Raw genomic sequence first — 18,560 nt, 5'->3', positions numbered from 1 at the left:
TCGCATGAAGGCGGTTCTTCGTTTCGGTGCGCTGGCGGTGGGCGTGGCCCTCACCGCGGGTGGGGCAGGGGAGGCGGCAGAACCCTCGCGGAAACCTTCTCAGGCTGCGGTGTCCCGCAAGGGAGAGTCCCGCAAGAGCGCCGCGCGCCAGCAGTCCTCGAAACAGCAGTCGAAGCCGGCGTCTTCCAAGCAGGCGGCCTCCAAGCAGGAGACCACCAGGCAGGAGACCTCCAAGCAGGACGCTTCGCAGCAGGAGGCCGCACGTTCGCAGCCTGCGGAGCGCGAGCCCGAGCGCCAGGGGCCGGCCCGCATGGGGCCCTCGCGCATGGGCCCAGCGTCGATGGACAACACGCCGCGCATCGCCGACGCGAAGAAGGACGCGCTGGCGGATCGCAAGCGTGACGAGGCCATCGAGGGCTTCAAGCGCCTCATCCCCAAGCTTCAGGAGGGCTCGCACCGCAGGGCAGACATGCTCTACCGCCTGGCTGAGCTCTACTGGGAGAAGTCCAAGTACCTCTACCAGCAGGAGATGAACCGCTTCCTCGCGGCGGAGAAGGCCTTCGACGCGGCCACCGCTCGGGGCGAAAAGGTGGAGCCGCCCAAGCAGGATCACCGCGAGAGCGAGCGCTACCGCGCCGAGACGATGGGCATCTACGAGTCGCTGCTGAGCGACTACAAGGACTGGCCCCAGCGCGACGAGATCCTCTTCTACCTGGGCTACAACCTGCAGGAGCTCAGTCGGCGCGATGAGGCGGTGAAGCGCTACCTGCAGCTCATCGAGGAGTTCCCCCAGTCACAGTTCGTCCCGGACACCTACGTCCAGCTGGGCAACCACTACTTCGACAACAACAAGCTGAAGGAGGCGCGTGACTACTACGAGAAGGCGCGCGCCTCGAAGGTGCCCAAGGTGTACGCCTACGCCGTCTACAAGCTGGCGTGGTGTGACTACAACGCGGGTGCCTACGACGAGGGCCTCGCCAAGCTGCACGAGGTGGTGGACTACGCCGGCGAGCGGGGCGAGGAGCTGGGTGACCTCAAGACCGAGTCGCTCAACGACGTCATCGTCTTCTACGTCAAGCTGGACAAGGCGAAGGAGGGCATCGCCTACTTCAAGCAGAAGGCTCCCGAGAAGCGGCAGGAGCGGCTGATCTCCAAGATGGCCGCGCAACTGATCGACGTGGGCCTCTACGACAGCGCCATCGAGACGTACCGTGTCCTCATCAACGACAGGCCGATGGGCTCCGGCGCGCCCGACTACCAGCAGTCCATCGTCCGCGCCTATGAGGGCCTGCGCCAGCGCGACCAGGTGCGCGCTGAGATGAAGCGCATGGTGGAGCTGTACCGGCCCGGCGGCGAGTGGTGGCAGGCCAACTCCGGCAACAAGCCCGTGCTGCGCAATGCCTTCAGCGTCACCGAAGAGGCCATGCGCGTGATGGTGACGGACTACCACCAGGAGGCGCAGAAGACGCGCCAGGTGGAGACGTACCGGCTCGCCCGCGACATCTACAAGCAGTACGTCGACACCTTCGCCTCCAGCGAGGATCCCGAGTTCATCTCCGACTCCGCCTTCAACATGCGGTTCTTCTACGCGGAGATCCTCTGGGCCCTCGAGGAGTGGGAGGCCGCCGCCGCGCAGTACGACGCCGTTGTGGCCTTCCAGGTGCCGGATCGCGACTCGGCTCGCGAGGTGACCAACGAGAGCTACCGCAAGAGCGCGTCCTTCGCCGCCATCATGGCCTACGACAAGCTCGTGAAGATCGAGCGCGGTCAGCTCGCCAAGAGCGACCTCAAGGACGGCCAGAAGGTCGACGAGAACAAGTCCAAGGGCCACGTCGAGAAGAAGGGCCGCATCACCAAGAAGGACACGGATCAGGCCGAGGAGCCGCTCACGCGCTTCGAGGAGCGCCTGGTGGCCGCGTGCGATACCTACAACCGCCTGTACCCGGACAACCCGGATGAGATCGACCTGCGCTACCAGGCGGCCCTCATCGTCTACGACCGGCACCACTACCTCGACGCGGCCCGGCGCTTCGGAGAGATCATCAACAAGTTCCCCTCCGAGCGGCGCTCGCGTGACGCGGCCGACCTGACCATGTACGTGCTCGAGTCCCGCGAGGAGTGGCTCGAGCTCAACAAGCTGTCACGGCAGTTCCTCGCCAACGAGAAGCTGCTCAAGCCCAGCCCCGAGTTCGCCGCGCGCGTGGCTCGCGTGGTGGAGGGCTCGCAGTACAAGTGGATCCACGAGGTCGTCTACCAGAAGGAGAAGAACCCGGCGAAGGCCGCCGAGCTCTTCCTCGACTACGTGAAGGAGTTCCCGAAGTCGGAGAACGCGGATCGCGCGCTGACCTCGGCCATGGTCATCTTCCAGGAGGCCGGGCACATCGACCGGGGCGTCGCCGCCGGCGAGCGCGTCCTCACCGACTACGCGGGCAGCATGTTCGAGCCCAAGGTGCGCTACACGCTCGCGCGCCTCTACGAGAAGATCGCCGAGTTCCGCAAGGCCGCCGCCATGTACGCCGCCTTCGTGGACGCCCAGGACGCCGCCACCCGCGCCATTGACGCGAGCAAGGCGAAGCCGACCAAGGAGGCTACCGCCAAGAAGGGCAAGAAGGACGCCAAGGCCTCCATGTCGTCCAGCGATACGCAGAACACGGATGAGGCCCGGGCCAGCAAGCTCGAGGAGCGCCGCGCGCTGCTCGCCGAGTCCGAGAAGTGGGTGCCGGATGCCCTCTTCAACGCCGGCCTCTGGTGGGAAGGCGTGGGCGAGTCCGACAAGGCCATCGCCGCCTACCGCGCGTACTTGACGCGCTTCAAGGACCGGCCGGACGTACCGCAGATCGCCTTCAACATCGGCCTCGTCTACGAGAAGGATGGCAAGACGGCCGAGGCGGCGCGTGCCTTCGAGTCCTTCGCCGAGATGTACGGGCGTGACTCGCGCACCTCCGCTGCCCAGGTGTACCTGGCGCGCTACCAGCAGCTGATCGCCTACCGGAAGGCGAAGAACGCGAAGGACACCGAGCGCGTGCAGGGCGAGCTCGTGCGCAACTGGGCGAAGCTGTCCTCGCAGGAGAAGCAGCGGCCGGATCTCCTCAATGCCTACGGTCACGCGCGCTTCCTCGCGGTGGAGGCCGACTGGCAGCGCTACGTGGACATCCGCTTCAAGCGTGTCGCCACCATCCGCAGGGACCTGGCCGCCAAGCAGCAGTCCATCCAGAAGCTGGAGAAGGCCTACACGGAAGTGCTGGCCACCGGCTCGGGCGAGTGGGGCATCGCCGCGCTCACCCGCATCGGCCTCGCCTATGCGGACTTCGCGCGCAACATCATCGAGTCGCCGGATCCGGCCGGGCTCGACGAGGAGCAGCTCTCCATGTACCGCGGCGAGCTGGAGAACCTCGCGCTCCCGCTGGAGGACAAGGCCAACGAGGCGCTTGAGAAGGCGCTGGCCAAGGCCTACGAGCTGTCGCTCTACAACGAGTGGACGATCGCCGCGCAGGACCAGGTGAACCGCTTCCACCCGGGCGCCTACGCCCAGGTGCGCCAGATTCCCTTCCGCGGCAGCGAGTTCTTCGTCACCGCCGACGTGGCCAAGGAGCTGGGTCTCCCTGACACCAGCCAGGCCGGTGCTGCTCCGGCGCCCGCTGCTCCGCAGCCCACCGAGGCACCCGCGGCCCCCGAGTCCGCGCAGCCCTCGGCGTCCATTCCGTCCACTGCTTCGGGGGAGGTTCGGCCGTGAAGGTGACGCTCATGCATCCGTGTGATTCTGCAGGGAGGACGACGTTCATGGCGTTCCGCCGCACCCTCGCCGCCGCCACGCTGGCCCTCACGGCCGCGTGCGCCACCACCTCGCAGGTGAAGCCCACCCAGGTGGTCTCCGAGGCACCCACCCAGGCTCCGGTTCCGGAGCAACAGCAGCAGCCCGCTGCTCCCGAGCCGCCTTCGAAGAAGGACGACCGGGCGCGTGAGCTCTTTGCCGAGGCCGTCGCTGCCTTCGACGCGGGCGACTACGCGAAGGCAGAGAAGGGCTTCCGCGAGGTGCTCGAGAAGGCGCCGCAGAGCCTCAACTCTCAGTTCAACCTGGGCGTCATCGCCGAGCGTCAGGGCCGTCTCGAGGACGCCCAGGCCGCCTATGAGAAGGTGCGCTTCCTCGAGCCGGGCCATGTGCCCACGCTGCTCAACCTGGGCCGGCTCTACCGCATGCAGGAGAAGTACGCGGAGGCCATCGCCCTCTACGAGGCCGGGTTGAAGGCGCCGGGCCGCGAGTACGACGCCTCGCTGCTCAACAACCTCACCGTGGCCTACCGGCTCGCGGGCCAGCACGAGAAGGCCGAGGCCACTGCCCGCCGCGTGCTCGCGCGTAAACCGGATGATGCCGAGGCGTACAAGAACCTCGCGCTGGTCTATTACGACCAGGGGAAGTTCCGGCTCGCCGAGCTGGTGCTCGCCAACGCGCGCAAGCTCGATGAGAAGGACCCCGGCATCTACAACAACCTGGGGATGATCTACCTGAAGCTGGAGGATCGAGCCCGCGCACTCGCCCAGTTCCAGAAGGCGGTGTCGCTCGACGAGCGCTTCGCTCCTGGCTACCTCAACCTGGGTGCCATGGCCCTGGCCTGGCGTGACTACGCCGGCGCCGAGCGCTCCTTCGCGAAGGCCGTCGAGCTGGAGCCCGGCTCCCACGAGGCGTGGCTCTATTACGCCTACGCGTTGGACGGACAGAAGGGCAGGGACGCGCAGAAGGGTCTCAAGGCGGGCGAGGCCTTCGAGAAGGTGCTCTCGCTGCGCGCGGATCAACCCGAGGCCCTCTGTGGCGCGGGCTGGGCCTACGCCGTCGAGCGCGCCGGTTGGGACAAGGCCGAGGGCTTCCTGCAGAAGTGCAAGGAATTGGGCACTACGAGCGCGCAGGACAAACAGATGATCGACGCGAAGCTCCAGGGCCTCGCGGCCATGCGCAAGAATGCCCAGCCTCAGCCCACGCCCGAGGAGAAGGAGCAGAATCCGGCGGCGGTCGGAGGCAGTGGTTCGCTGCTCGACAAGGTGTCCGAGGAGGCGGTGCCGCAGGAGGGTGTGCCTCCACAGGACGCCGTCCCCGCGCAGGACGCCGCGTCGGGTGCCGCGCCTTCGGGTGAGGCCTCGCCCACGCAGGAAGGAGCGCCTGCGCAAGAGGCGGCGAAGGAGAGCACTCCAGCGGCCGAGCCTCCGGCTGAGGCCCCGCAGACCGAATAACCTACCGGCCTGGGTGGGAAAATTTTTCCACCCTTTAGGGCCTCGCGTGGTGGCGGTGAGTGCAGATCGCTGGGATTTCGCGGCATTCCAGCACCCAGGACGTTGGTGCAAGGCATGCAAGGGATTGGAGGGAACCTCACCAGGGACCCGCTGTCCCACCCGACGAGGAGACCTGACATGAGACGACTGGCAGCGGCAGTGGCGGTGGTGGCGTTGTGGGCGGGGCCGGCGCTCGCGGAGGACGAGCAGCAGACGCAGGTGAAGGTGATTCAGGAGGAGGACAAGGTCGTCGTTCGAAAGAAGACGACGATCGACTTCACCGACATGGCGGTGGAGGGCGAGCTCACCAAACCGGAAGGCTCGTATGTCTTGAATCGGAAGAAGACGGACTTTCAAAGCCTCATCCGAGTCCGGGACAACTTCAACCCCGAGCTGCAGAAGTCGGTCGACAACCTCTAGTGGGCGGGAATGGGACGGGACGGAAGGGAGGAGGAAGGATCCTCTATGGCGGCGGGGAAGACGAACGGTGTGAAGCTGAGGATCACCGGGCCGGATGGCTCCGTGCACGAGGCTGTCTCCGAATCGGAGAGCATCATCGTGGGCTCGGGGGCACAGGCGGCGGTGAAGATCCTGGATCCAAGGGTCTCGAACCTTCACGTGATGTTGAAGGTGGAGTCCAGCGGTTCAGTGACGGCCATCGATCTGGGCAGCGAGAGTGGCACGCAGGTGGGCGGTCAGCGGGTGGTGGGGCCGAAGACGCTCTCACCCGGTGACGTGCTGCTGGTGGGCGGCTCGCAGGTGGAGGTGCTCTTCGGAGACGCGGAGCTGCCTCCACCGCCGGCGGGTGCGGAGGTGAACGGTGCGGCGTTGCAGGGCTCGGTGCTGCATCCACCCATGCAGGTGGTGGCGCCGGCGCCGAGGGTCCCGGAGATAATCACTCGGGCGACGCCGCCGGGTCTGCGCGCGCGTTCGGCTCCGGGCGTGGTGGCGAAGAAGGCGGCAAGGCCCAGGGTCGCGGCGCACATGCAGGAGCCGCTGCCTCCGGACGCGCTGCCCACGAAGGACGCGAGGGTCCTTCAGGTGCAGCTGCTCTGGGGCGATCAGATCCTCGCGGTGCAGCACTTCCGTGACGGCGTGCCGGTCACCATCGGCGAGGCGAAGAAGAATTTCTTCCACGTGTATGACTCCGAGGTGGGAGCGCGTCACGTGCTGGCGGTGGCGCGCGGCGAGCTGTACGAGCTGCACGTCCCCGAGGCCGCGGGCGTCATCGTCACCCGGAACGGTGACGTGAGGACGAAGGACAGCCTGCGCGCGGAGGGCAAGCTGACGGTGTCGGGCCGGGAGCAGGCGTACACGCTCGGCCTGCACGAGCGGGCGGAGGTGTCGCTCGGGACGCTCACCTTCGTGGTGCGCTACGTGAAGCCTTCGCCGGCCGTGGCGGTGAACACGCTGGAGGAGGCGGACTTCACCTGGTTCAAGATCGTCAGCGTCAGCATGCTGGCGGCTGGCGCGGTGGTGGCGGCCATGCTGCTCGCGCCGCGCTCCGAGGCTCCCTCCGACGACGACATCTTCCAGAGCCAGCAGCGGGTGGCGAAGCTCCTGGTGCAGCCCCAGAAGAAGATCGACACCAAGAAGCTGGATCTGAAGGGCGCGGAAGAGGGCGCGAAGGCCAAGGACGAGGAGGGCAAGTTCGGCAAGGAGGAGGCCAAGAAGGCCGAGGCCGATCCCTCCAAGCCGGGCACCCCGGTGGTGGACAAGAGCAAGCGCGAGAAGGATCGCCAGGTGGTGGGCAAGGTGGGCCTGCTCGGCGCGTTCAAGGGGCTGAAGGGTGGGGCGTCGGACGTCTTCGGTCCGGGCGGCCTGGGGACGGGCATCAACAACGCGCTGGGCGGCCTCAAGAGCGGTGCGGGCATGGGGGATGCGCAGGGCGTGGGCGGGCTCGGCTCGCGTGGCCAGGGCACCGGTGGTGGCGGGACGGCGCTGGGACTGGGCGGCCTGGGCACCAAGGGCAATGGCCGCGGCGCGGGTGACGGCGGCGGCATCGACCTGTCTGGCCGCGGGAAGTCGATCACGAAGATCGTCCCTGGAAAGACGACAGTGATTGGCGGCCTCGACAAGGACGTGATCGCGAAGATCATCCGGAGCCACCAGAACGAGATCAAGTACTGCTACGAGACGGAGCTGAACAAGAACCCGAGCTTGGCGGGCAAGGTGGCGGTGGCGTTCACGATCGATCCGGCGGGAGGGGTGTCGGAGGCGAACGTGACGGAGACCACGCTGAACAACTCGGCGGCGGAGAACTGCATGCTCTCGCGAATCCGCCGCTGGAAGTTCCCCGAGCCGAAGGGTGGCGGAGTGGTGGCGGTGACGTATCCGTGGCTGTTCTCGCCGGCGGGTGAGTAACCGAGCGTCTCTGAAGTGACACCGTGTAGATCCCCTCTCCCTCTGGGAGAGGGTCAGGGTGAGGGTCGTCCCGATATGAAGAAGCCGCTGTTGGTCGCCGTGCTCGCGATGCTGCCTACCACCGCTTTCGCGGCGACACCGCCAGAAGGTGTCCCACTGGAAGTCCGCCGCGGCTTCTTCACGGAGGCCGACATCGGGGCGTTCTTCACGCTGGGCGGGGAGAACATCTACTCAAATGCCCAAACGTACCTGCAGCTTGGGGTGGGGTACGACGTGACGGACAAGCTCACGCTGGGCGTGCACTTCGGGTTGGGCTCGTCGGCGGCGAACTGCTTCGCCGGGTACGTGCCGGACTCGGATGTGTGCAGCATGTCTGACAACTTCACGGTGGCGTTCGCCGACATAACGGCGGGGTACATGGTGTCGCTGGCGGACCGCCTCTACCTGGTGCCGAAGGTAGCGGCGGGCCTCACGCGGTTGGATCCGGCGCCGGTGGGCAGTGGCGATCCGGGAGCGGCGATGACGGCACCGAACGCGGGGTTGGGCATTGGCCTCGAGTACGCGACGCCGATGGACCACTTCTCGGTGGGAGCGGACTTCCTGGCTCGGTACCTCATCGGGCCGAACATCCCCACCTTCGCCATCTTCCCGCGGGTGAAGTACACCTTTTAAAAACTGACGGGTTCGAATCCCGTCGGGGACAACCTGGGAAGCCCAGCAATCGAGGGGCTGGGCCTGGAGGACGCGGCGCAGTTGCTGCGGAGGGTGGCGTGCTGACGCTCACGCGGGCAGTGCGCGTGTACGCCTGTGCGGTCTCCCTGGTATTTTGGCTGCGCGACATGGTGGTGGGCCGCAAGCACCGGAGCAGCTTGGCTGCCCCTGTACCCTCAAGCTGTGGGAGGCAGGCGGGCCGCGTACCCTCACCCTCGGGAACGTCACCTTCCCAGTGAGCCCGAAGGCGGAACCTTGAGCACGGCCACTGCGAGCCGCGCCGAGTCTCAAGGGGTGGCTCGCCCGTAGATCTCAGGGAAGCGCTCGTAGGCCCGTTTAAGCGCGTCCAGGTGGGCGGGGTTGTCGAGATCGAGCGGCGCATCGGTGAGCCGGAGGTGCGCGCCCCACATTCTACGGGTTGCGGCCCTGCGCTCCCCGGAGCAGTTCGAACGCGGCGTCCCATAGTTGGGAATCGGATGCACCGCGCGGCGGCAGGCGGTCGCGGGCGGGCCGGTCGTCCTCGTCCGGGGCCTCTGGATCGGCGCCCGCGTCGAGAAGCAGCCTCATCATCGGGATGTCCAGCCGCGATGCCGCAAGCCCGAGCGCAGTGTATCCGGCCTGCCCGCCCCATTCGTTGATCGTCCTAGCGGCCCCCGCGCCCAGGAGGAGAGAGGCGATGCCCAGATCGCCCACGCCCGCGCACGCCCGCAGCGGCGTGTCCCCTTCGCTGCTACGCACGTTGGGATCAGCTCCCGCCTTCAGGAGCGCTTCGACTGCCGCCTGCTGGCCTTCGAAGACCGCCACCAACAAGGGGGTCACGTCCCGCCCGACGTTCCATGCGTTGACGTCCGCGCCGTGTTCAAGGAGCGCCATGAGCACGTCGAGCCCGCCTCTCTCTGCGAGTTCGTTGATGGCCACATGCAGCGGACGCAAACCCGGCCACTGCGCCTGCGGCTCGTTCGGATCGGCACCACCGGCCAGCAGCGCTTTGACCCGGGACGCATCGTGCTGTTCGATCGCTGCGAAGAGTTCTTTCGACATAACTCATAGCTGCGCCATCGGATGACCAGGGGCGCAATTCTGGTCTTCAAGCTTCCTGGTATTCGCGAAGGCCTTCTCTACTTCGGTGATTGCGTTTTCATGGCTCGGGTCGGGCTTACCTCCAAAGCATTCTTTCTGAATCTGCCACCGCTTCTCCAGGAGCTTTTTCTGAGCTTCAAGACGCTGCCGGATCCTAGAGCACGGCACCTTGGCCATCTTCTTATCGTTCCATGATCCGGGCGACTTCGGATCGAGGGGTGGGACTGACCGGTTGAGCAGATCCTTCTCCTCCTGAAGCTCGTCGAGCCGGCTGTTCTTGCAGGTCTGATCCGCGTGGCGGGGGACCCGGTCGTACTCCTCCACGCTGGTGTAGTTCCTACCCGTCGCCGGATTGGTCTTTTTCCGCCAATGGGTGGGAGCCGTGACCGCCGCAACCGGGTCCGAATCAACGTCCGGCACGACCTCCTCTGATTCCTGACGCTCAAATTCCTCTATGAGCCGCCGCGACTCCTCCGCTACGTCCAGCAGCCGCGCCTCGTACTCCCGCTGAGCGTCGACCCACTCCGGGCGACGGTCGATCTCCGACCCGACGGTGCTGAAGGGGTAGAGCAGGACGAGGCCCACGAGCAACGGGCCCACCCGGGGGAGGAATTCAGCCAACGTCTTGGCGCGTCCCGCCTGCGCGACGCCCTCCGCCCCCCTCACCACCTCGGCGGCTTGCCCGCTCGCTTTCGCGGCTCGGGAGAAGCGCTCGAAGGCCCGTTCCGCTGCGGTGAGCTTGCGGTCCAACTGCTCCCACTGACGCGGCTCGATGTCTTTGCGTGCCCGAGACAGCAGTGCCCTGGCCTTGTCCAGGTCCGTCTTTCCAATCCGCGACCGTTCCGGCGCCGGCTCCATCGGCGCGGAAACGAGCCGGATGCGCGGGCTCGAAGTGGGAGTCGACGCGAAGGCGTGGGGCCGCGGCATCGACTGCGGGGTAGGCGCGCTAGCGCAGGCTGAGAGAAAGATCAGAACTGCGATGCACGCTCGGAAACGCATGGCTAAGTCCTCCAATCGAGTCAGGACCTAGCGGGTCCTGGCGGGGCCGTTCGGAGTCTGACAGCGCGCACCGACAGCAAGGGACGAGCACGCGGGGGGAGCGGCACACGTCAGCCGCAGCTCGGGCCTGTGGAGGGCTCCCAGGGCGGTAGTGGTACCAGCAGCGGGTAACAGCGCGTCCTGCTTGGGGTTTTCTATCGCCTCGTCTGCGGGTTCGAATCCCGTCGGGGACACAAAAGCCAAGGCCGGAAGCCGCTGAGCAATCAGGGGTTTCCGGCCTCGGTGTTTTCAGGCCGCGTTAAATCAGCTGCTTTGCGTAAAGGCGGGCCATACCGAAGGTCATAGTGTGCCCCAGATGCAGAGCCTCGAATGACCTGCTACGCCTAAGGGGATGGAACGCTCGTACTACGCGGCTTGGACTCGCGAATTGGCGGCGACGCCGACGTCGGCGGTGCTCGGTGCCCTCGCGGCGCGCCTCCCCTTCAACCTCGAGGTGACCCAGCGGGAAGCGTGGCTGTTCGAGATCAGGCACCTGAGCGAGCTCGCCGCGGCGCTACCCGACGCTTTTGTCTTCTTCGAGTTCACCATCCCTCGAATGGGGCGTCGTGCTGACGTCGTGTTGCTCTACCGGGGCTTGGTTTTCGTGCTCGAGTACAAGGTAGGCGAGCGCACATTCGGGCGCTCTGCGATCGACCAGGCGCTTGGCTATGCGCTCGACCTCAAGAACTTCCACGAGGCGAGCCACGACGCGCGCATCGTTCCAGTCCTGGTGGCCAGTGACGCGCCCGACACGACGCTCTCGCTCGTATGGAGTGACGACGGCGTGATGCAGCCCGCATTGGCCAATCGGTCGGGGCTTCTCGATGTGATCAAGACCGTCGCGGATCGGTTCGGAGGTGACACCCTAGAGCCCAGAGTCTGGGCGGCCGGCCGGTACAAGCCGACACCGACCATCATCGAGGCGGCTCAGGCGCTCTATCGCGGCCATCGCGTCGAGGAGATCTCGCGATCGGAAGCTGGTGCCGAGAACCTCACGGAGACGGCTGGGTACATCGGTCGGGTGATAGATGACGCCAAGGCACGCGGCCGCAAAACGATCTGCTTCGTGACCGGCGTGCCCGGATCGGGAAAGACGCTCGCCGGTCTCAACATCGCGAACGAACGGATGAAGGCGCACGACGATGAGCACGCGGTGTTCCTGTCGGGCAACGGCCCGCTCGTCGACGTGCTTCGCGAAGCCCTGAAGCTCGATGCCCTCGAGCGTACGCGGCACCTGCCGCGCGCTGAACGGCCCACGGGTGAGGCCGAGTACCAGAAGGCCTGCGCCTTCATTCAGAACATCCACCACTTCCGGGACGACAACCTAGAGAGCGATCTCCCGCCCGTGGAGAAGGTGGTGGTGTTCGACGAGGCGCAACGCGCCTGGGGGCGCGAACAAGCCAGTGCCTTCATGCGGCAGAAGCGCGGGCGCGCGGGCTTCGCGATGTCGGAACCCGAGTTCTTGCTGTCGGTGATGGATCGGCACCAGGACTGGTGCACTGTGGTGTGCCTCATCGGCGGCGGACAGGAGATCAACACGGGTGAAGCGGGTCTTGCCGAGTGGCTAGAAGCGCTCGCCTCGTCATTCCCCACCTGGGACGTGCACCTCCCCGAGCAAATTCTCGGCCCCGAGTACATGCTCACTGGCGCGGCCGAAAAGGCGCTGGCGCGTCTTCAGCTGCACAAGAGCGAGCACTTACACCTGTCGGTTTCCGTTCGCTCCTTCCGCGCCGAACACGTGTCGAACTTCGTCGGGGCACTCATCGAAGGCGACGCTGCTCGTGCTCGGGAGCTTGCCGAAGCGCTGATTAACTACCCAGTGCTGGTGACCCGCGACGTCGCCGCGGCGCGTACGTGGCTACGCTCGCAACGACGGGCCAACGAGCGCGCCGGGCTGCTCGCATCCTCGAACGCGCTCCGGTTGAAACCGGAGGGAGTGTACGTGAAGGCCAAGATCAACCCTCCCCTGTGGTTTCTGGCCCCGAGCACCGACGTTCGCGCGTCGGACGCGCTCGAGGACGTGGGCACGGAATTCGACGTGCAGGGATTGGAGCTCGATTGGGCTTGCGTGTGCTGGGACCTGAACCTCAGGCGTGGTTCGGATGCATGGAAGGCCGCGGCGTTCAAGGGTACCGCCTGGCAGAGTGTCTCCGACCCGCAGCGCCAGAACTACGTCGCGAACAGCTATAGAGTGCTCCTAACCCGAGCACGGCAAGGCATGGTCATCTTCGTACCGAAAGGTGACCCGCTAGACGCCACCCGTGAGCCCGCGTTGTACGACGCCATCTACGAGTTCCTGCTTGATTGCGGCATCGGTGAGCTGGGCCGGCACGACGACGCGATGTCGAGCGCGCGCCATGCTGTGTAGTTCGGTCAACGCCGCCGCGCGTTCGAGTGTCCGGTGAAGGTGTCAAAGCAATCGTTCCAACGACTCCCGCTCTACGAATCGTTTGATTTGACACCTTCCTCGGTGGCGCCCTGAGCACGGCCACCGCGAGCAGTGCCGAGCCTCAAGGGGTGGAGCGCCCGCCGATGTCTGGGAAGCGCTCGTAGGCCCGTTTGAGCGTGTCCAGGTGGGCGGGGTTGTCCAGGTCAAGCGGTGCACCGGTGAGCCGGACAACCCACCCGCCGCTCTCAGTGCGCCGCGCCCGCGAGAGCAGGTCCGCGTCGCGGGCCGGGTCCGGGAAGCCGATGGCGCTTGCGGCAGCGGCTGACCAGTAGTTCAACCACCCAAAGAACTCGGGAATCTCAGGCGAAGGGATCTCCTCTGGGAACTTGATTGCAGGCAGCCCCCGTGGCGGCTTTTCAGGCCCATACAGCTTCGGGCCCGTTTGGTCCGCAATGTCCAGCATTACGCTATCCGGCGTTAAATGGCCCCACAACGCGCGCGCCCTCCGCTACTCCCTCCAATATGTCCACTGCGGCAGCGATAACAGTCTCGTCAACTGGCAGGCTCGCGGAGACTTTAAGCTGCGGTTGGTTGCCCGGGCACTGCCCCGCAGGTATCTCCCAGCCGGTAAGCGTCACGACATGGTTCTCGTCGTCGTTGCAGAGGAACGGAAGGCCCCCGTCTGCCATTTTCTGTGTCCTGACCCACTCATCTCGCTGCGGCAATGGAATAAGTCCTTCCGCCTCTGTCATCGTCCACCCCAGGCGCAAACCGGGGAGCGCTCGTTCCAGACCATGAGCGACGGCGAGAGGGCGGCTGTCGTTGTCTATGAGCACAGGCGCGTAGACGCCGAGGGTGAAAGAAATTTTGTTGTCTGACATTTCAACACCAATCCATGACCACCACATCAAGGGTATTATCTGCCTTGAGCGGAGCTTCTTTGTGCGCCTTGCTGCGCATGCCAACGACAAAGCGATATCCGCAGGCTTTGGCGAGTTCTCGCTCCCGCTGTATTTCCGGCAGTTTCATCCTGACAAAGAACGTTTGAGAGCGAGGCGGTTGCTTTTCAAAGTCATCCGTCTTGACGTCCCACAACGTGCGCGTGGCTAGTTGCAGCGCATCGAAGTTCTTCCCATTCACGTACACATCCCCGCCGGGGAAGGTGTTGCCCGGCATCGTGTCGGCGCATTCATTGTGCGGGTCATGCCCGCCGAGGTGGCGCGGCAAGGGGATGGGCTTGCATCTCGGGTCATCTTGCTGCGTGAAGGCGGACGCGGGCTGCTTCTGCGGCGAGGTCTCCCGAGCCGGTGCTTTCGCCGCACGAGGCTGGACTTCAATCTCCACCATGAGCTGCCGCGAGGCCTCCGAGATGTCCCGCAGCTGTTGCCCAGCGTCAATTACTTTTTCCCCTTGGCGACAATTACACTTCCCCATCGGGTTGATGCCCTGACTGCGTTCACTTCGTCGTCGCCGTAGTCGTCGTCACGTCCATCGAAGCCTCTGGGTCGGTCACCTCCTGTGCTGTGGGCAGGGCTGTGGATGAGGGGGGCCGGGGGGAGACTCAAAACCTGTGGACAGGCTGTTACTCGTCCCCGGGCGCCTTGCGCGGGGCCTTGTCGGCCGTCTCCCGGCTCCTGGCCTTCTCGCTGCGGTAGCTCTCCCCGGTGAGCTCCAGAATCAGCGCGTGGTGCACCACCCGGTCAATCGCCGCCGCCGTCGTCATCGCGTCCTTGAAGATTCGGTCCCACTGCGAAAACACCAGGTTGCTCGTAATCAGGACGCTCCTGCGCTCGTAGCGCTGGGCCAGGAAGGTAAACAGCACCTCCATCTCCTCCCTGTCCTGCTGGATGTAGCCGATGTCGTCGATGATGACCGCGTCGTACCCGTCCAGCCGCCGCAGCTCCTTCTCCAGCAAGAGGCTCTTCTTGGCCGAGAGCAGTCGCTGCACCAGCAGCACCGCCGGGATGAAGAGCACCTCGTAACCGCGCTGCACCAGCTCGTGGCCTATGGCGCTCACCACGTGCGTCTTGCCGCGGCCCGGCAGCCCGAAGGCCAGCACGTTCTCCGCGCGCTCGACGAAGCCGCCCTCGCACAGGGCCGGTAGCTGGCGGCGCACCTTGGCCGGCAGCTTCTCCTGCTCGAGCGTGGCGAGCGTCTTGTCCGTGGACAGCCCCGAGGCCTTGAGCAGTCGCTCTATCCGCCGGCCCCGGCGCTCGCTCAGCTCCAGCTTCACCAGTTGGCGCAGGTAGTGCGGGCACGTCCATCCCTCCTGCCCGGCGCGCCTGGCCAGCTCCTCGTGGTGGGCTGCAAACGCAGGCAGCTTCAGCGCTCGCAGCAGCATGGCCAGCGTCTGCTGCTGCTCGTCGGCGGCGCTCGCCGCTGCTCGCAGGGACGTGGAGGTGGTGCTCATGAGGCCACCTCCCGCTGCGCCACCAGCAGCGCGTCATAGCTGCTCAGGTCCACCTCGGGCTGTGCCAGCTCGGGCACCTCGGGCCTGGCTGGCGCCACCAGCGCCTTCACCTGCTCGGCACCGCGCAGTCCGCCCTCGGCCAGCAGTCGCGTCAGCACCTGCTCCACCTGGGACTCCAGCGTGGAGGCCGAAAGGTGAAGAATCCGCAGGTACTCCACATCCGCGGCTCTCCCCTCGTGCACCCGCTGCAGCTCGTCATACGCCTGGCGGAATACCAGCGAGGGGAAGAGGTCCTCCCGGTAGCGGTACTGCGCGAAGGCCCCTGGCTTCTGCACCAGCGACCAGATGATGTGCCGGTAGTTGATGCGGTGTCCGTTGCGGCCCACCAGCCTGTCCACCACCAGCTGCGGCTTTCCCGCGTGCAGCACCTCCAGCCTGTCGTCGTACACGCGCACCCGCACGCGCTGGCCCACCAGCCGCGAGGGTACCGAGTACGTGTTGTGCTGCACCCGGATGGTGCTCCATGCCGTGACGACTACCTCCAGCTCGCTGTACTCCACCAGCCGCTGCACCGACAGCGGCCTCATCGCCGCGAGCTCCTCCTCCACCTTCGCGCCGCGCAGCCGGTTGGCCTTCTCCAGCACGCTCTGCACCCAGCTCTCGTACGCCGCGGCGCTCTCGAAATCCCGGCTGCCGCGCATCAGCAGGTGCTGCAATAGCCGGCGTTTGAGCGCGCCGTTGAGCGCCTCCACGTCCCCGTTCTGCTCCTTCTTCCCCACTTCAATGGTGCGCGGCTCCATGCCCAGGTGCTTCATGAGCGCGAGGTACTCGGCGTTGAAGCCCCGCTTGCCGTTGCGCAGGTCGTGCGTGGCGCTGGTGGAGTTGTCCGTCTGGTGGTAGCGCGGCACCTTCCCCAGCCGGAAGACGGCCGCCTGCACTCCTCGCTTGATGGCCGCCATGGACTCCGAGTGGCACACCGTCGCCCATTCCCAGTTGGAGTAGGGCAGCACCGGGTGGCACAGCAGGTGCGCGAAGGGCTCGCCTCCCACCGTCACCTCCAACTCCTTGGCCCAGGTGAAGTCCGTCTGCATCGCTTCCCCGGGCCGATGCTCCTGGGCGAAGAACACCTGCTTCTCCGGTCCCTGCTGCGCTCTCCACTGGCGCACTCGCCGCTGCAACGTGCGCAGCTGCCCCGGCTTGTAGCGGCCCGGCTCGCGAGCACACAGCTCCTCGAAGAGCGTCTTGGCCTCCAGCTCCGGCGCCTCCTTCAGCCGCTCGGCCAGGCTGTCCCACTGCTCCTCGAACGGGTCCTCCCGTGTCCTCCAGGTGCGCTCCTGCTTGAGCTCCGAGGGGAACTTCCCCTCCTTCACGTACTTGCGTGCCGTCTTGCGGTCCATCCCCGCCCGGGCCGACGCCAGCCCGAGGCGACCGTGCTTCGCCATCTCTTCCATCAGCTTCCTCACCTGGGCATCCGTCGTCCTCACCCGTCCATCCGAACCTCCGGAGTCACCGGGTTTCTACCGACGGCTGCCGTCACTCTGGATGGGGAGGTGTAATTGTCGTTGATGGGGAGGTGTAGTTGTCGCTGAGCAGCTGTACCTCGAACTCCCGTTGAGCGTCGACCCAGGGCGGGCGGCTATCAGACTCCGGCCCGGCGGTGCTGGAGGGCCAGAGCAGGACGAGGGCCACGAGCACCAGGCCCACCCTGGAGAGCGCTAAAGGGGCCTCGCTTGCGCGTCCAGCCTGGGCGAGGCCCTCGGCTCCCCTCGCCACCTCTGCGACTTGCCCGCTCGTCCTCGCGGCGCGGGAGAAGCGTTCGAAGGCCCGTTCCGCCGCGGTGAGCTTGCGGTCCAACTGTTCCCACTGACGCGGCTCGATGTCTTTGCGCGCCCGAGACAGCAGTGCCCTGGCCTTGTCCAGGTCCGCCCTTCCAATCCGCGACCGTTCCGGCGCAGGCTCCATCGGCGCGGAAACGAGCCGGATGCGCGGGCTCGAAGTGGGAGTCGACGCGAAGGCATGGGACCGTGGCATCGACCGCGGGGCGGGCGCGCTAGCGCAGGCTGTGAGCAGTACCAGGAGCGCGCTCCAAGTTAGCAAGCGCATCGTCACGTCCTTCATCAAGCGAAGGGGCAGGCTCAAGTCGGACCCGTTGGGGAGTATGGCAGCACGATCCCAGCTTCGCAGGACGGTACGAGGAGGGCCTCATCTTTTTCTCTCCCGGAGGGATCCGGGCCTTTGTCGCGGGCAGCCGGCTGCTGAAGACCGACAAGGTGGTGCCCGGCTGTTATTCCGTGTGGAGTGTGAGTCCGCGTCCGCTGGTGAACGGGGGCGCTACACGCTCTTCGGTGATTCGGACCGGACCCGAGAGCTTCGACGCATATGACTGCATGCCGGCTTCGATCATCACGGCCACCGGTAGGTCCTTGACCGGCGCCCCGTTCGCCGTCCAGCAGGCAAGGCCGTCGCGCCACGCTTTGGGGAACCAGCGCGCGCTCGCCGGGAGGCTTCGGACGATCGCTTCCTCAGAGAGGTTGTTAGAGGTCAGGATCGGCTCGAGCACGCTGACACTGGCTATCTTCTCCGGCTGACGGACGGCCAGATGGATCGCCGTCCACCCACGATCGACATCCCGAAGAAATGGAAAAGCTGACGTCCTGCCGGGCAACAACAGCAGCGGTACGGCAGCGGGAGCGGCTCCGGCGAAGTGATAAAATCGTACCACCCCGTACGTCGTACGGAGGTCGAGCGTCGATCCGATCGAGGCATGTCCGCCATCGCGCGCTCGTACGCCACGAGAAGGCGGTCGCGAGTGCGCTCGGTAGGCCTGTAGCGTATCCTCAGGCCCCTGCGTGGAAGTGCGGCGTTACCTGCAACGCCGAGTCGAAGAACTGAATGAACGACACGGCCTCGACCTGCCCACCCCGCAGGCCTTGCCGCCGTGCCCTTTGACACTGCAGAGCGGCATCCTTCAGTAGCACCCACCGCACCCGACTCCCTGCCACTACACCGGCTGGCTAGGGCACTGAGAGGCAAGGGGTGCCCATGGCGCGCAATCACGCTGACGGACCTCCTCCTCCTGGCAGGCCGGGAGGTGGCTCCGCTGGCCGACTGGCTGCTGGAAAAGATTGCCGCCCAGCGGGTGGTGCAGGCTGATGAAACACCTCTCAAGGAGCAGGTGCCACGCAAGACGCGCCAGGGCTACCTGTGGATATTCCTCGCGGATGACGAGGGGAGACAATCCTGTCAGCGGCTACCGTTTTAGCCCGAACCGCAGCGGACAGACGCTCGTGGAGGTGCTGGGCGGCA

14 protein-coding genes and 1 pseudogene are annotated in these 18,560 nt (G+C 66.1%); 7 read left to right on the top strand and 8 right to left on the bottom strand.

Annotation, left to right across the window (positions count from 1 at the left end; genetic code table 11):
* Positions 1-4: 4 nt before the first annotated feature.
* From F0U60_RS29910 to cglE, 5 genes are all read left to right on the top strand, one after another.
* A complete protein-coding gene (locus tag F0U60_RS29910; RefSeq protein WP_395804731.1) occupies positions 5-3,733 on the top strand; it encodes a tol-pal system YbgF family protein in 3,729 nt (1,242 codons plus the stop codon).
* A gap of 47 nt (positions 3,734-3,780) precedes the next feature.
* Positions 3,781-5,223 carry a tetratricopeptide repeat protein gene (locus tag F0U60_RS29905; protein ID WP_395804729.1) on the top strand — a complete coding sequence of 481 codons (1,443 nt, stop codon included), beginning with the start codon at positions 3,781-3,783 and terminating at the stop codon, positions 5,221-5,223.
* Between the two features lie 177 nt (positions 5,224-5,400).
* Positions 5,401-5,682 carry a hypothetical protein gene (locus tag F0U60_RS29900; RefSeq protein ID WP_395804727.1) on the top strand — a complete coding sequence of 94 codons (282 nt, stop codon included), beginning with the start codon at positions 5,401-5,403 and terminating at the stop codon, positions 5,680-5,682.
* 45 nt (positions 5,683-5,727) lie between these two features.
* The gene (locus F0U60_RS29895) at positions 5,728-7,626 is read left to right on the top strand and encodes an AgmX/PglI C-terminal domain-containing protein (protein ID WP_395804725.1); all 1,899 of its coding nucleotides are present in this window, start codon (positions 5,728-5,730) and stop codon (positions 7,624-7,626) included.
* A gap of 75 nt (positions 7,627-7,701) precedes the next feature.
* The gene (cglE, locus tag F0U60_RS29890) at positions 7,702-8,298 is read left to right on the top strand and encodes an adventurous gliding motility protein CglE (protein ID WP_395804723.1); all 597 of its coding nucleotides are present in this window, start codon (positions 7,702-7,704) and stop codon (positions 8,296-8,298) included.
* A 326-nt stretch (positions 8,299-8,624) separates the two neighbouring features.
* Here the strand turns inward: cglE and F0U60_RS29885 are convergent, their stop codons facing one another.
* From F0U60_RS29885 to F0U60_RS29875, 3 genes are read right to left on the bottom strand one after another with little or no spacing between them, the layout of a single operon-like run.
* Positions 8,625-8,747 carry a DUF5953 family protein gene (locus F0U60_RS29885; RefSeq protein ID WP_395804721.1) on the bottom strand — a complete coding sequence of 41 codons (123 nt, stop codon included), beginning with the start codon at positions 8,745-8,747 and terminating at the stop codon, positions 8,625-8,627.
* Between the two features lies 1 nt (position 8,748).
* Positions 8,749-9,378 carry an ankyrin repeat domain-containing protein gene (locus tag F0U60_RS29880; RefSeq protein ID WP_395804719.1) on the bottom strand — a complete coding sequence of 210 codons (630 nt, stop codon included), beginning with the start codon at positions 9,376-9,378 and terminating at the stop codon, positions 8,749-8,751.
* A 3-nt stretch (positions 9,379-9,381) separates the two neighbouring features.
* On the bottom strand, positions 9,382-10,167 hold the full coding sequence (locus F0U60_RS29875) for a hypothetical protein (protein ID WP_395804717.1): 786 nt from the start codon (positions 10,165-10,167) through the stop codon (positions 9,382-9,384).
* 640 nt (positions 10,168-10,807) lie between these two features.
* Here F0U60_RS29875 and F0U60_RS29870 point away from each other — a divergent pair.
* Entirely contained in the window at positions 10,808-12,823 is a 2,016-nt protein-coding gene (locus F0U60_RS29870) for a DUF2075 domain-containing protein (protein WP_395804715.1), read from the top strand.
* A gap of 142 nt (positions 12,824-12,965) precedes the next feature.
* Here the strand turns inward: F0U60_RS29870 and F0U60_RS29865 are convergent.
* From F0U60_RS29865 to F0U60_RS29845, 5 genes and pseudogenes are all read right to left on the bottom strand, one after another.
* Positions 12,966-13,725: pseudogene (locus F0U60_RS29865) on the bottom strand (DUF5953 family protein).
* Position 13,726: 1 nt separating this feature from the next.
* Positions 13,727-14,191: a DUF6310 domain-containing protein gene (locus F0U60_RS29860; RefSeq protein ID WP_395804713.1), complete on the bottom strand. Its 465-nt coding sequence runs from the start codon at positions 14,189-14,191 to the stop codon at positions 13,727-13,729.
* 235 nt (positions 14,192-14,426) lie between these two features.
* Complete coding sequence (istB, locus tag F0U60_RS29855; protein WP_395804711.1) at positions 14,427-15,254, bottom strand: IS21-like element helper ATPase IstB; 828 nt, start codon at positions 15,252-15,254, stop codon at positions 14,427-14,429.
* Positions 15,251-16,738, bottom strand: a complete 1,488-nt coding sequence (istA, locus tag F0U60_RS29850) for an IS21 family transposase (RefSeq protein WP_395804709.1) — start codon at positions 16,736-16,738, stop codon at positions 15,251-15,253. Before istA ends, istB begins: the two co-directional genes overlap by 4 nt.
* 49 nt (positions 16,739-16,787) lie before the next feature.
* On the bottom strand, positions 16,788-17,285 hold the full coding sequence (locus F0U60_RS29845) for a hypothetical protein (RefSeq protein ID WP_395804707.1): 498 nt from the start codon (positions 17,283-17,285) through the stop codon (positions 16,788-16,790).
* 907 nt (positions 17,286-18,192) lie between these two features.
* Between F0U60_RS29845 and F0U60_RS29840 the strand changes: the two genes are divergently transcribed.
* On the top strand, positions 18,193-18,516 hold the full coding sequence (locus F0U60_RS29840; protein WP_395804705.1) for a transposase: 324 nt from the start codon (positions 18,193-18,195) through the stop codon (positions 18,514-18,516).
* Positions 18,517-18,560: the final 44 nt, after the last annotated feature.

The organism is Archangium minus (genome assembly GCF_044360475.1).
Lineage (GTDB): Bacteria > Myxococcota > Myxococcia > Myxococcales > Myxococcaceae > Archangium > Archangium minus.
Note: the sequence above shows the minus strand (reverse complement) of the source record. Positions and strands in the feature narration are given on the sequence as shown.